Source organism: Streptomyces sp. NBC_01232 (assembly GCF_035989885.1).
Classification (GTDB): Bacteria; Actinomycetota; Actinomycetes; order Streptomycetales; family Streptomycetaceae; genus Streptomyces.
Map to the genome: position 1 here is coordinate 3,934,978 of NZ_CP108518.1, position 12,614 is coordinate 3,947,591.

At 72.4% G+C, this 12,614-nt stretch carries 12 protein-coding genes and 1 pseudogene; 5 read left to right on the top strand and 8 right to left on the bottom strand.

Annotated elements, in window-relative coordinates; translation table 11 throughout:
* Positions 1–349: 349 nt before the first annotated feature.
* A pseudogene (locus tag OG444_RS18095) lies at positions 350–670 on the top strand (hypothetical protein); the annotation flags it as partial.
* Here OG444_RS18095 and OG444_RS18100 read toward each other — a convergent pair.
* Positions 607–1,365 (bottom strand): phosphoglyceromutase, encoded by a 759-nt coding sequence (locus tag OG444_RS18100; RefSeq protein WP_030768074.1) that lies wholly within the window; start codon positions 1,363–1,365, stop codon positions 607–609. The pseudogene OG444_RS18095 and the gene OG444_RS18100 overlap by 64 nt on opposite strands.
* Before the next feature lie 153 nt (positions 1,366–1,518).
* Between OG444_RS18100 and OG444_RS18105 the strand changes: the two genes are divergently transcribed.
* On the top strand, positions 1,519–2,892 hold the full coding sequence (locus tag OG444_RS18105) for an MDR family MFS transporter (protein ID WP_327263167.1): 1,374 nt from the start codon (positions 1,519–1,521) through the stop codon (positions 2,890–2,892).
* 56 nt (positions 2,893–2,948) lie between these two features.
* On the opposite strand, the gene OG444_RS18110 is transcribed toward OG444_RS18105, so the two are convergent.
* Together OG444_RS18110 and mshA are read right to left on the bottom strand one after the other, a co-directional pair.
* Positions 2,949–3,434: a YbjN domain-containing protein gene (locus OG444_RS18110; protein WP_327263168.1), complete on the bottom strand. Its 486-nt coding sequence runs from the start codon at positions 3,432–3,434 to the stop codon at positions 2,949–2,951.
* Complete coding sequence (gene mshA / locus OG444_RS18115; protein ID WP_383200777.1) at positions 3,427–4,797, bottom strand: D-inositol-3-phosphate glycosyltransferase; 1,371 nt, start codon at positions 4,795–4,797, stop codon at positions 3,427–3,429. The genes OG444_RS18110 and mshA overlap by 8 nt, the downstream gene beginning before the upstream one ends.
* A gap of 240 nt (positions 4,798–5,037) precedes the next feature.
* Between mshA and OG444_RS18120 the strand changes: the two genes are divergently transcribed.
* The 3 genes from OG444_RS18120 (at position 5,038) to OG444_RS18130 (ending at position 8,967) form a co-directional block, all read left to right on the top strand.
* On the top strand, positions 5,038–5,859 hold the full coding sequence (locus OG444_RS18120; RefSeq protein WP_327263169.1) for a class I SAM-dependent methyltransferase: 822 nt from the start codon (positions 5,038–5,040) through the stop codon (positions 5,857–5,859).
* A 273-nt stretch (positions 5,860–6,132) separates the two neighbouring features.
* Positions 6,133–7,173 (top strand): C40 family peptidase, encoded by a 1,041-nt coding sequence (locus OG444_RS18125; protein ID WP_405789489.1) that lies wholly within the window; start codon positions 6,133–6,135, stop codon positions 7,171–7,173.
* Between the two features lie 429 nt (positions 7,174–7,602).
* On the top strand, positions 7,603–8,967 hold the full coding sequence (locus OG444_RS18130) for a PP2C family protein-serine/threonine phosphatase (RefSeq protein ID WP_327263171.1): 1,365 nt from the start codon (positions 7,603–7,605) through the stop codon (positions 8,965–8,967).
* Positions 8,968–8,985: 18 nt separating this feature from the next.
* On the opposite strand, the gene OG444_RS18135 is transcribed toward OG444_RS18130, so the two are convergent.
* The 5 genes from OG444_RS18135 to OG444_RS18155 form a co-directional block, all read right to left on the bottom strand.
* A complete protein-coding gene (locus OG444_RS18135; protein ID WP_327263172.1) occupies positions 8,986–9,324 on the bottom strand; it encodes a DUF2516 family protein in 339 nt (112 codons plus the stop codon).
* A 141-nt stretch (positions 9,325–9,465) separates the two neighbouring features.
* On the bottom strand, positions 9,466–10,020 hold the full coding sequence (locus tag OG444_RS18140; protein ID WP_327263173.1) for a hypothetical protein: 555 nt from the start codon (positions 10,018–10,020) through the stop codon (positions 9,466–9,468).
* Positions 10,021–10,043: 23 nt separating this feature from the next.
* A complete protein-coding gene (locus OG444_RS18145) occupies positions 10,044–10,427 on the bottom strand; it encodes a helix-turn-helix domain-containing protein (protein WP_301369610.1) in 384 nt (127 codons plus the stop codon).
* A 72-nt stretch (positions 10,428–10,499) separates the two neighbouring features.
* Positions 10,500–11,261: a putative protein N(5)-glutamine methyltransferase gene (locus tag OG444_RS18150; RefSeq protein WP_327263174.1), complete on the bottom strand. Its 762-nt coding sequence runs from the start codon at positions 11,259–11,261 to the stop codon at positions 10,500–10,502.
* 71 nt (positions 11,262–11,332) lie between these two features.
* Positions 11,333–12,577 (bottom strand): GNAT family N-acetyltransferase, encoded by a 1,245-nt coding sequence (locus OG444_RS18155; protein ID WP_327263175.1) that lies wholly within the window; start codon positions 12,575–12,577, stop codon positions 11,333–11,335.
* Positions 12,578–12,614: the final 37 nt, after the last annotated feature.

Consider the following 12,614-nt stretch of genomic DNA (forward strand, 5'->3'; position numbering starts at 1 on the left):
GCATGTGCACATAACCACCTTGCCCCGCGACCGACCCGAGCGCATCCGAGGCACCCTGACGGCCGGCAGACGGCAGAGCAGTGGCGGCCCGTGGGGCCTCTACCGCTTCGGGGCTTCTGGAGGCTTTCGCAGGGGGCAGGACGGCCGCGCCCACCACGCTCTGCCCCAACCGGAAGAGCCGTCCTGGCCCCCATTGCTAGAGAGTTGAGGGAAACAGCGTCCGCCAATCCTTCCCCACCACCTCTGAACTGCACCGTTCCTAAGGACGCTGAACAAAGTGTGTAGCTTCACGGGCCCCAACAATGGGCACGTCTGGCGGACGTCGCTGAATGAAGAACATTGGAAGCGCGCTCACGTGCTGCTGGACGCGGGCGAAAGCATCAAGGCCGTGAGCGAGTACCTGGGGCACTCCGATCCGGGACTCACCCTGAAGGTGTACGCCCGCCCCATGCCCGGCAACCGGGACCGCCCACGGCAGGCACTCGGTAATTCGGTGAAGCCCTGCGGCCGGACGGTCCCCCGTGAGGGCCCACAGTGGGCCCAGAGCAAACGAATGCCCCCGATCTGCGCCGTGTGCGCAAGTCAGGGGCATGATCGCTTTTGGTGTTACTTCTTGCCCTGGTTCTTGACGGCCTCGATGGCGGCCGCCGCGGCGTCCGGGTCGAGGTAGGTGCCGCCGGGGTTCAGGGGCTTGAAGTCGGCGTCCAGTTCGTAGACGAGCGGGATGCCGGTCGGGATGTTCAGGCCCGTGATGTCGGCGTCGGAGATGCCGTCGAGATGCTTGACCAGACCGCGCAGGGAGTTGCCGTGCGCGGCGACCAGGACCGTGCGGCCCGCGAGCAGGTCCGGGACGATGCCGTCGTACCAGTACGGCAGCATGCGCTCGACGACGTCCTTGAGGCACTCGGTGCGCGGGCGCAGCTCGTTCGGGATCGACGCGTAGCGCGGGTCCTCGGACTGCGAGAACTCCGTACCGTCCTCCAGAACCGGCGGCGGGGTGTCGTAGGAGCGGCGCCACAGCATGAACTGCTCCTCGCCGAACTCCGCGAGGGTCTGCGCCTTGTCCTTGCCCTGGAGCGCACCGTAGTGGCGCTCGTTCAGGCGCCAGGAGCGGTGCACCGGGATCCAGTGGCGGTCGGCGGCCTCCAGCGCGAGCTGCGCCGTGCGGATGGCGCGCTTCTGCAGGGAGGTGTGCAGAACGTCGGGCAGCAGGCCGGCGTCCTTGAGCAGCTCACCGCCGCGGACCGCCTCCTTCTCGCCCTTCTCGGTGAGGTTGACGTCCACCCAGCCGGTGAACAGGTTCTTCGCGTTCCAGTCGCTCTCGCCGTGGCGGAGGAGGATCAGCTTGTACGGTGCGTCGGCCATGCGCACGAGCCTAGTGGACGCCCCCTGGAGCTCGCGCGCGGTGCCCGGTCCCGCCGGATTGACGGCACGCGTCAATCGAGTGGCGCCCGGATCCCCGCCACTCGTAATGTGCACCGCGTACGAGTGATGCTTACACCGCCGGGGGGATCCTTCATGTCCGCTGCCCGTTTGGCACAAGCCGCCCGGGAGAGCGTCTCGGGGCTGCCCCGGGCCTTCTGGTGGCTCTGGGCGAGCACCCTGGTGAACCGGCTCGGTGCCTTCGTCGCCACCTTCATGACGCTGTACCTGACCCTGGACCGGGGCTACTCGGCCTCCTTCGCCGGACTCGTGGTCGCCCTCCACGGTCTCGGCGGTGTGATCTCCTCCCTCGTCGCCGGTGTGATGACCGACCGGCTGGGGCGCCGCCCCACGATGCTCGCGGCCCAGGCCTCGACCGCGTTCTCGGTGGCACTGCTCGGCTTCATGGAACACCCGGCGGCGATCGCGGCCGTGGCCCTGCTGGTCGGTATGACCTCGAACGCCTCCCGGCCGGCGGTCGCGGCGATGATGGCGGACATCGTCCGCCCCGGGGACCGCGTACGGGCCTTCGCGCTCAACTACTGGGCCATCAACCTCGGCTTCGCCGTCAGCGCGATGGCGGCGGGCCTGATCGCGGAGTACAGCTACCTGGCCGGCTTCCTGGGTGAGGCGGCGCTGACGCTGGCCTGCGCGGTGCTGGTCTTCGTGAAGGTTCCCGAGTCCCGGCCCGAGGGCGCGCCGGCCGATGCGGGCGAGGGGGCCGCGGCGGAGCCCGCGATCGGGCTCGGGACGGTGCTGCGCGACGGGCGGTTCATGGGCGTCGTCGGGCTGTCGTTCCTGATCTCGCTGATCTTCACACAGGGGTCGGTCGGCCTGCCGGTCGCCATGGGCGCCGCCGGCTTCTCGCCCGGGGACTACGGACTGGTCGTCGCCGTGAACGGACTGCTGATCGTGCTGCTGCAGATCCCGGTCACCCGGTTCATCGAGCACCGCGACCCGCAGAGGCTGCTGGTGATCTCGGCGCTGCTGGCGGGGTACGGGTTCGCGCTGACGGCCTTCGCCGGGCCGCTGTGGGCGTACGCGCTGACGGTGTGCGTGTGGACGCTCGCGGAGATCGTGAACTCGCCCACCCAGATGAGCCTGGTCGTGCGGCTCTCGCCGGTGCACGGCCGCGGGCGCTACCAGGGCGTCTACTCGATGTCCTGGTCCGTGGCCGCGCTGGTGGCGCCGCTGATGGCGGGCGTCCTGATCGACCGGCTCGGGGCCGGCTGGCTGTGGGGGGCGACGGGCGTGCTGGGCACGGTGGCGGCGGCCGGCTACTGGCTGCTGATGCGCAGCCTCCCCGAGAGTGCGGCGGGTGTGGCTGCCGGGGGGCGCGTGCCGACGGACGCGGCCGGCGTGTCCGCCGACGCGGCGGGTGCGCCGGCCAAGGCGGCCGGGGTGTCCGCCGACGCGGCGGGCGAGGCCGGGGCGCCGGCGAAGCCCGCGGCGGCGGCCGGCGTGGCCTAGGTCGTCAGAGTCCCGCCCGGCCCGCGGCGCCCGGACCCGCCCGGACCCGGACGGGGCTACGACGGCTGCGTCAGGTGCTTGAACGCGTCGAGGTTGAAGGTCGGCTCGCCGCGCGAGACCCGCCATGCGTACTCGCGCCGGATCGCACTCGCGAAGCCCAGCTCCAGCAGGGTGTTGAAGGAGCCGTCCGCCGCCTCCAGGACCGTGCCGAGCAGCCGGTCCAGCTCGTCCGGGTCGACGACGGACAGGGGGAGCCGCGCCGTGAGGTAGATGTCGCCGAGGCGGTCCACCGCGTACGCCATGCCGTACAGCTTGAGGTTGCGCTCCAGCAGCCAGCGGTGGACGCCCGCCTCGTTCTCGTCGGGGTGCCGGATCACGAAGGCGTTGACCGACAGCGAATGCCGGCCGACCTTGAGCGAGCAGGTGGTGCTCAGCTTGCGGGTGCCGGGGAGCTGGATGACGTAGGACCCCGGCTCGGGGCTCTCCCAGCTCAGCTCCGCGGCGGTGAGCGCGCTCTCGATGATCTCGGCGGTGTCAGCCATGGTGGGAGCGTACGCGACGACGATGATCATGCATGGCCGCGGTGTAGACGTCGGCCGTGCCGCTCGCAGCGGTGTCCCAGCCGAAGAACTGCGCGTGCCGCGCCGCCTCGGCGCCCATCCGGTCCGCGAGCCCGGGCTCGTCCACGAAGCGCCGCAGCTCCCGCGCGTAGTCCACCGGGTCGTGCCCGGGTACGAGGATCCCCGTGACCCCGTCGTTGACGGCGACGGGCAGTCCGCCGACCTCGGCGGCGAGCACCGGCGTACCGGCGGCCTGGGCCTCTATCGCGACGAGGCCGAAGGACTCGCTGTAGGAGGGCATGACCAGGACGGACGCCGCCCGGAACCAGTCCGCGAGCCCGTCCTGCGCGACCGGCGGGTGGAAGTGCACGAGGTCGGCGATCCCGAGCTTCGCGGCGAGCTTCTGCAGCCCCTCCGGTTTGGCGAGGCCGCTGCCGCTGGGACCGCCGACGACGGGGACGAAGAGGCGGCGGCGCAGCGACGGGTCCCGGTCGACCATGACCGCGGTGGCGCGCAGCAGGATGTCGGGGGCCTTCAGCGGCTGGATCCGCCCGGCGAAGAGGGGGATGACCGCGTCCTGCGGCAGGCCGAGGCGGGCACGGGCGGCGGCCCGCCCGTCGCCGACCGTGAAGCGGTCGAGGTTCACGCCGGGGTGGACGACGGCCACCTTGCCGGGGTCCGCCTCGTAGTGCCGGACGAGCTCGTCGGCCTCCTCGGCGGTGTTCGCGATGAGCCGGTCGGCGGCGGCCACGATCTGGGTCTCGCCTATGACGCGGGCGGCGGGCTCGGGCGTGTCCCCCTCGGCCATCGCCGCGTTCTTGACCTTCGCCATGGTGTGCATGGCGTGCACGAGCGGGACGCCCCAGCGTTCGGCGGCGAGCCAGCCCACGTGGCCGGAGAGCCAGTAGTGGGAGTGGACGAGGTCGTAGTAGCCGGGGCGGTGGCCGGCCCAGGCCTGCATGACGCCGTGGGTGAAGGCGCACAGCTGGGCCGGGAGCTCCTCCTTGGCGAGGCCTTCGTACGGGCCCGCGTCCACGTGCCGTACGAGGACCCCGGGAGCCAGCTCGACCACGGGCGGCAGCCCGCCGGTGGTGGCCCGGGTGAAGATCTCGACCTCGATGTTGATCGCGGCGAGCCGCTTGGCCAGCTCCACGATGTAGACGTTCATTCCGCCGGCGTCGCCGGTGCCGGGCTGGTGCAGCGGTGAGGTGTGCACGCTGAGCATGGCCACGCGGCGCGGCTTGCGGTGGTGGCCGACGGCCGGCAGGCGCAGCCGGGGCGGGTCGTGGCGGGTGGCACGGGCGGCAGCGAGTCGACCACTGAGGCGGGACACGTACTGGCTCAAGGGACCAGTCCTCTCGGCTCGGACGGCGCGCGCACGACGCTCGGACGGCATGCCGGACGGCATGACGGCGGGAGCGCGGAAGGCGCCCTGCAAGGAGTGCAACCCGGATGGCCGTGCCCCGCATTCCGGGGTGTCCGTTTTTCCTGGAGGTTTCCTCCTCTTCAGTGGTGCGTCAGGGGTGCGGCAGTGGTCCGTCGCACGGTTTTCATGGTGTGCGTACCCTCCGCTTACCCTCGGCTCATGGCCTCCCGCAGTACCCCGCCCCCCAGCCGCGCGCCCGGCCGCCCCGTGGGCTCGGTGACCCGCGGAACGACCAATCCGAACCGATTGCGCCGAATGGACCGCTGGATCGCGGCCACCCACGGGGCCGCGCTGCGGCGCGCGGAGGCACCGGTCGCCGTCGATCTCGGCTACGGGGCCGCGCCCTGGACCGCGGTCGAGCTGCTGGCGCGGCTGCGGGACGCGGCTCCGCGGGTACGGGTGGTCGGCATCGAGATCGAGCCGGCGCGGGTGGCGGGGGCGAAGCCGTACGAGCGGGAGGGGCTGAGCTTTCGGCACGGCGGTTTCGAGGTGCCACTGGACGGCGGGGCCCGCCCGGCGCTGATCCGCGCGGCGAACGTTCTGCGCCAGTACGACGAGGAGCAGGTCACGGAGGTCTGGGCGCGGCTGTGCGCACGGCTGGCCCCGGACGGGCTGCTGGTGGAGGGGACCTGCGACGAGATCGGGCGGCGGCACGTGTGGGTGGCACTGGGTCCGGAGGGGGCGCGCACGGTGACCTTCGCGACCCGGCTGGGGTCCCTGGAGCGTCCGTCCGACCTGGCGGAGCGGCTGCCGAAGGCGCTGATCCACCGGAACGTGCCGGGCGAGCCGGTGCACGCGTTCCTGCGCGACTTCGACCGGGCGTGGGCCGCGGCGGCTCCGTACGCCTCGTACGGGGCGCGGCAGCGCTGGATCCGGACGGCACGGGCCTTGGCCGGCGACTGGCCGCTGGTGGACGGGCCGCGGCGGTGGCGGCAGGGGGAACTGACGCTGCCCTGGGAGGCGTTGCGCCCGGTGGGGTGAAGTGGCGTGAATGCGGTGTTCCGGGGAACCGGTGACGGGGGTGGGCCGTTGAGCTGTGCGGGGCTGGGGGCGGGCGTCCGTTGGGGCGGACAAGATCGGAACGCCGTCCACAAGGGTGTTGGATTTCATCGACTCGTGGCACCATCCCGATGGCAGTGAGAAGTTACTGATGAATAGTCAGATCTGATACGGGATCTGGCTCGGGTGCCTGGGGGGACCATGGGAGCCGTAAGGCGACGGCGAGGCGCAAGCTCACTCGTGCTGCTCTGCACGATGGCGATACTGACGGCGCCGGGCCTCGCGACGGGCCTGGCCCACGCGGCACCGGTGGCACCGGCCGCGCCCGCCGCTCCGGCGGCTCCGCTGCCCGAGCCGGGCGCGAAGTCCCTGGAGCAGGTCCGCAAGGAGATCGAGGAGCTGTACCGGCAGGCGGGCACCGCCACGGACGCCTACAACCTCGCCGAGGCCGAGACCAAGGCCCAGTCGGACAAGATCGTCGAGATTGCCAATCTCATCGTCGCCGGCAAGGAGAAGATCTCCACCCTGAAGAACCGGGCCGGCGCCGCCGCTCGCGCCCAGTACCGCTCGGGCGGCTTGCCGCCGGGCGCGCGGCTGGCCCTGAGCGACGACCCGAACGAGTTCCTCGACGGGGCCGGCCGGCTGCGGCAGGGCGAGAAGGCCACCTCGGGCCTGATCTCCGAACTGGACCGCACCCAGCAGGACTTGGTGGACTACGCCCAGGAGGCGAACGAGCGCTGGGCCACCCTGGAGGCCAACCGGGTCAAGCAGGAGGGCGCCAAGAAGCAGATCGAGGAGAAGATCAAGGCTGCGGAGGGGCTGGAGAGCAAGCTGGAGGCCGAGGAGAAGGCCAAGCTGATCCAGCTGGAGCACGAAGCCCAGTACAGGGCGCAGACGGCGTGGCTGTCGACGGGCGCGATGAAGGACGTCAAGGGCTCGGCGACCGACGCGGGCAAGCGGGCCGTGCAGTTCGCCACCGCCCAGATCGGCAAGCCGTACCGCTGGGGCGCGACGGGTCCGGGCTCGTTCGACTGCTCCGGCCTGACCTCCCAGGCCTGGCTGGCGGCCGGCCGGGGCATCCCGCGCACCTCGCAGGAGCAGCTGCGGCTGCTGCCGAAGGTCGCGCTGAAGGACATGCGCCCGGGCGATCTGATCATCTACTTCGACGACGCGACCCACGTCGGCATGTACGTCGGCGACGGCGCGATGGTCCACGCCCCGCGGCCCGGCCGGGACGTGACGATGGCGGGCGCGGGCTCGATGCCGATCAAGGCAGTGGTCCGCCCCGACGCGTAAGCCCCTGCGGGGTTGCCCGGCACACGGGGGCGGGATGCCGGGCCGGTGCGTGCGCGGACGCGCAGGCGGGCACGCATGCGCAGGCGTGCCCGGGCGCGCCACGGCCCGGCACCCCGCCCCCGTCCCGCCTGCGCCCCCGGCCTTGCCTCCGCCTTCGCCCCCGGTCCGGCCTGCGCCCCGCCGCCGGGGCGCAGCGATCCGCGACCGGTCCGAAGCGGAGGGAACCCGCAGGGGCCGGGACACGTCTCGCTGGACGGGACGAAACGCCGCCCCGCCGTGACCTTTGTCATCCAGTGAGGCCGTTTTTCCCCCGCGATAACCGCATATGACGGAGGCCTTCGCCAAGAACGGCATTCCGTTTGCCGGGCAGGGACCGCTAGGGTCTGCCGGACGAGCGCACCCTCGGGGGGAGGGAAGGAACCGGAGACGATGCCCGTACCCGTACCGCGGCAGAGGGACACCCCGGCCACGGAGAGCGGTCAGGCCGTTCTGCACACCGCCGCCCCGGCCCCGGCCGCCACGGGCGTCGCGCAGGCGACCCCTCACGCCACCGCGCTGACCCTCCTCGTCATCGAGGACGATCCGGCCGGCGGTCTCACCGTCCCCGAGATCCTCGACGCCGACGGCCACCGCATCCGGCTCCGCACCGCCCGCAACCTCACCGAGGCCGAGCGGCTGCTCACGCCCGACGTGAACTGCATCCTGCTGGACCTGTCCCTCCCGGACACCAGCGCCCGTACGCCGGGAGCCGCGGCCAACGGCACGGTCAACGGCACCGCCGGCGGCACGGGCAACGGCACGGCCACCGCCACCGCCGTGGACCGGCTGGTCGCCCTGCGCCAGGTCCTGCGCATCGCCCCGCGCCACGCCGTCCTCGTGCTCACCGACGAGGACGACGCCGAGCGCGCGGCCGAGGCCGTCCGCGTCGGCGCCCAGGACTTCCTCTTCCGGGACGAGCTGGACGGCCGGCTGCTGAGCCGCGCCATCCGCTACGCCGTGGAGAGAAAACGGGCGGACATCGCCCAGTACAAGCTTGCAGAATCGAAACTGCGCGCCCAGGAGAACGCCCGGCTGGAACGCGGTCTGCTCCCGACCCCGCTGCTGGAGGGTTCCGACCTCCGCTTCGCGGCCCGCTACCGCCCCGGCCGCAGCCGGGCCCTGCTCGGCGGTGACTTCTACGACACCGTCCGCACCCCCGACGGCACCGTCCACGCCATGATCGGCGACGTCTGCGGCCACGGCCCCGACGAGGCCGCCCTCGGCGTCGAGCTCCGCATCGCCTGGCGCGCCCTGACCCTGGCCGGCCTCTGCGGCGACGACCTGCTGGCCACCCTCCAGGAGGTCCTGGAGGTGGAGCGGCCGTGCGAGGAGATCTTCGCGACGCTGTGCACGGTCGACATCGCCCCGGACGGACGCCGCGCCGGCCTGTGCCTGGCCGGCCATCCGGCACCGCTGATCTCCCGGCCGGGCCGCCGTGCGCAGCTGCTCCCGTACGAGAACAGCGGCCCGGCCCTCGGGCTGCTGCCGAGGGCCCGCTGGCCGCGCCGCCAGGTGGAGCTCGGCGGGAGCTGGAGCCTGATGCTCTACACCGACGGCCTGATCGAGGGCCACATCGGCGAGGGCAAGGAACGCCTGGGCCAGGACGGGATGGTCGACATGATCAACCGCCACCTGGACCGCGGTCTGAGCGGTGAGGCCCTGCTGGAGGCCTCCGTCACCGAGGCGCGCCGGCTCAACGGCGGCGAGCTCACCGACGACGTGGCCGTGGTCCTGCTCTCCCGCGCCGAGGGCTGAGCCCGGCCGGGGCTCCGGTCACCGGCCGCCGTTGTAGGGCCCGTACGGCCCGTCACTGCTGCTGCCGCCGCGCCGGCCGCCACCGCCCGAGACCTGCTTGAGGGCAGGGCGCACGTCGACGAAGAACACGATGGTCGCGACGAGGCCGGCGATCTGCAGGAACAGCATTCCCAGGAAGAAGTCCACGGCCACGGTGACGCCGAGGATGACCAGCCAGAAGGTCTTGCTCTGCTTGCCGGCCGCCCGGTACGCGTCCTCCCGCGCCACCAGCGCGAACACGAAGGCCACAACGGCGAGCACCAGCATGGCGAGCCCGAGGAACGGGATCACCCCTCGATCGAACCCTTCCATCAACATCGCTTCGACCGCCTTCTCAGCTTCCGCTTCGCACTTTCGGTGCCACCCGACTCCACGCTACCGGCACGGGCCCTTTCATGAACCACAACGGGCCGGGCACCTGAAGGGTGCCCGGCCCGCCGTCGCTCATGCGGTTGCGCTTCAGCTCGCGTCGTCCGCCGTGACCGCGACCTTCTTGGCCGTGCTCTTGCGCGCGGGGGACTTCTTCGCGACGGGCTTCTCGTCGGCGGCGGCCTCGGCCACCGGCTCCGACGCCGGCTCCGCCCCGGCCTGCGTCCCCGTCTCGGGCTCGACGGCCACGGCGATGTCGACGATCTCCGCGGAGACCTCGCCGCGCCAGCTGCGCACGGCCTGCTCGCCGTGCACGGCGACCTTGTCGTACGTCTCCTTGGCGCGCACCGCGTACTCGGCGGCCACGCCGACACCGCGCAGTGCCAGGTCCTGGGCGGTCTCCCCGAGCTTCTTCGGGTCGATCGCGCCGAGCACCTCGTTGAACTTGGCGGTGACCGCGTCCTGAACGGCCTTCGGGTCCGTGTTCTTCACGGCCTCGATGCGCGCGGGGGCCTCGGCGCGCAGCTGCTCGATCAGGTCGGGCACCTTCTTGGCCTGCTGCACGGCCAGGTCGGCGGTGCCTGCGGCAAAGTAGAGGGGAGTGGGGTCGGTGAGGGTCTTCTTCAGGTCATCGGCGATGGCCATGTGCTGGTCCTCCCGGATCAACTTCAGTTCGTCTTCGACGGCATCTCGTCGGCGGGCGCATCGAGCGCGTTCTCCTTGCGGAACGACTCGTAGATCTGGAGCAGCACCTGCTTCTGCCGCTCGTTGATGGACGGGTCGGCGAGTATGACGGCCCGCGTCTCCACCTCGTCCGGGTCCCGTTCGTCCAGGATCCCGGCCTGCACGTACAGCGTCTCCGCGGAGATCCGCAGCGCCTTGGCCAGCTGCTGCAGGATGTCCGCGCTCGGCTTGCGCAGCCCGCGCTCGATCTGGCTCAGGTACGGATTCGACACCCCCGCCTGCTCGGCCAGCTGGCGCAGCGAGAGCTGGGCCTGCCGACGCTGCTCACGGAGGTACTCGCCGAGATTTCCGACGTTGAGCGATGCCATGCTGAGATCCTGCCCGACTCTGCTAACTATTGCAAGCGTGCTGCTTGCAACATCTCCCACCGGCGGGCCGGGTCAGGCGCGGCCGATCACCACCGTCGCGTACAGCTCCTGCGACGTGACCGCCCGGACCGTCAGACCCGCCGAGGCCAGGGCCGAGGCCGTCGACGGGGACTGGCGGGCGCTCGTCTCGATCAGCAGGTGCCCCCCCGGAGCCAGCCAGGGCAGGGCGCCCGCCGCCACCCGGCGGTGGACGTCCAGACCGTCGGCCCCGCCGTCCAGCGAGACCAGCGGCTCGTGCTCCCGCGCCTCCGACGGCATCAGGCCGATCTCCTCCGTCGGCACGTACGGGGCGTTGACCACCAGCACGTCCACCCGGCCGCGCAGCGACGACGGGAGCGCGGCGTACAGGTCGCCCTCCCACACCCGGCCGCCGTACGCGGCCACGTTGCGCCGCGCGTACACCAGCGCCGCCGGGTCGATGTCCGCCGCGTGCAGCTCCACGCCGCCCGTCAGCTGCGCGGCCACCGCCGCGCCCAGGGCCCCGACCCCGCAGCACAGGTCCAGCACCACCGGGCCGGGCGAGGCCAGCGCCACCGCCTCCTGCACCAGGAACTCGGTGCGCCGGCGCGGTACGAAGGCCCCCGCGCCGACCTCCATGCGCAGCCCGCAGAACTCCGCCCAGCCGACGACGTGTTCCAGCGGTTCGCCGCCCACCCGGCGGGCCAGCAGCTCCGCCAGGTGGTCCGCGCCGGTGGCGGCCCCGGTCAGGAGCTCGGCCTCCTCCTCCGCGAACACGCAGCCCGCCGCGCGCAGGGATTCCACAAGTGATGTCACAGAGTTCGGTCCTCGGTACTCGGTACTCGGTCTTCGGCCTGAGCCGATGGGTGCGCAGTCGTCCGGGACGGTCAGAAGACGTCCGGGCACCACGGGCGGCGCGCGGTACGGAACACCGCGTCGGCCAGCGCCACCGCGCCCGGCCGCTCCTCGCCCACCCGGCCCAGCGCCGCCAGCCGCGCCACCGAGGTGTCCCCCAGGTACAGGGAGCCCAGCGCGCCCGCGTCCAGCCGCAGGTCCGCCGCCTCCTCCGTCCGCGCGCAGGTGCCGGCACCCGCGTCCAGCCGGTAGCGGCCCGCCGCCGGCCCCGCCTCGTCCGTGACCTCCAGGACGAGCGCCCCGGGCACCTCGTAGGTCCGCGCGCCCAGCGCCCGTACGACGTCCAGCACCCGCACCCACAGGAAGTCCGCAGCGGAGACCACCCGCGCCGAACGCGGGTCGGGCAGCAGCTGCGGGACGAGGTCGTCGGGGGCCCGGTAGCCGGTGCGGACCTTCTGCACCCAGTCGATGGAACACAGGAACTGCCACAGCGCCCGCTCCGCCTGCGGGGTGACCGCCAGCAGGTCCACGACCTGCACGGTGTTCTGCGGCACCTTCGCGTCCGCCCAGTGGTCGTCGGCGGTGTAGACGGCGAGACCGGTCACTTCCCCCTCCGCCGTCCGGTACACGGCGTGGAACTTCCCCTTGTAGGGGCGGTAGGACCACTCCTCCAGACCGGTCGCCAGGCTCCACCAGCGCTCGTCCCGGTTCACGACCCCGGGTGTGACCGCCCGCAGCCGCTCGTGCAGCCCGGGCCCCACCCGACGCACGTCCTCGACGTCCACCAGCTCGATCCGCCCGCCGTCCACGGGCGCCGACAGCCTCCGGTCCAGCCCGGTGCGCGGTACGTCGATCTCCCACTCCACGAGCGAGGTGGCGGGCCCGAACCCGTACCGCCCGTAGATCGGGTACTCGGCGGCGATCAGCGTCGCCAGCGCATCGCCGCGCGCCGCGGCCGCGGCGAACTCGGCGGCCATCATCCGCGTCAGCAGACCCTGGCGGCGATGGGTGGGCAGCACGCCCACACTGGAGATCGCGGTGGCGGGGACGGCCGCCCCGCCCGGCACGGTCAGCTCCTGCGGGAACGAACGCAGCGCGGCCACGCACCGGCCGCTGTCGGGGTCGAACGCTCCCTGCATGCGGGAGAAGTCGCTGTACTTGGCCCTCTGGGCGATGTCGGAGTCGGTGACCCGGGCCACGGTGAGGAAGCCGGTGTGCACCGCGCGCACCCAATCGGGGAGTTCGGATTCGGCGATCGGCCGGACGTCAGCACTCATAGCCGCCCACGCTAATCTCCCGACCGCCGCCGGTCGC

Excerpts from the sequence above, each read along its gene's own strand:
- OG444_RS18105 (WP_327263167.1), top strand. The coding sequence starts at position 1,519 with ATGTCCGCTGCCCGTTTGGCACAAGCCGCCCGGGAGAGCGTCTCGGGG.
- OG444_RS18125 (WP_405789489.1), top strand. The coding sequence starts at position 6,133 with ATGGCGATACTGACGGCGCCGGGCCTCGCGACGGGCCTGGCCCACGCG.
- OG444_RS18130 (WP_327263171.1), top strand. The coding sequence starts at position 7,603 with ATGCCCGTACCCGTACCGCGGCAGAGGGACACCCCGGCCACGGAGAGC.
- OG444_RS18100 (WP_030768074.1), bottom strand. The coding sequence starts at position 1,365 with ATGGCCGACGCACCGTACAAGCTGATCCTCCTCCGCCACGGCGAGAGC.
- OG444_RS18145 (WP_301369610.1), bottom strand. The coding sequence starts at position 10,427 with ATGGCATCGCTCAACGTCGGAAATCTCGGCGAGTACCTCCGTGAGCAG.
- OG444_RS18135 (WP_327263172.1), bottom strand. The coding sequence starts at position 9,324 with ATGTTGATGGAAGGGTTCGATCGAGGGGTGATCCCGTTCCTCGGGCTC.
- OG444_RS18120 (WP_327263169.1), top strand. The coding sequence starts at position 5,038 with ATGGCCTCCCGCAGTACCCCGCCCCCCAGCCGCGCGCCCGGCCGCCCC.
- OG444_RS18110 (WP_327263168.1), bottom strand. The coding sequence starts at position 3,434 with ATGGCTGACACCGCCGAGATCATCGAGAGCGCGCTCACCGCCGCGGAG.
- OG444_RS18155 (WP_327263175.1), bottom strand. The coding sequence starts at position 12,577 with ATGAGTGCTGACGTCCGGCCGATCGCCGAATCCGAACTCCCCGATTGG.
- OG444_RS18140 (WP_327263173.1), bottom strand. The coding sequence starts at position 10,020 with ATGGCCATCGCCGATGACCTGAAGAAGACCCTCACCGACCCCACTCCC.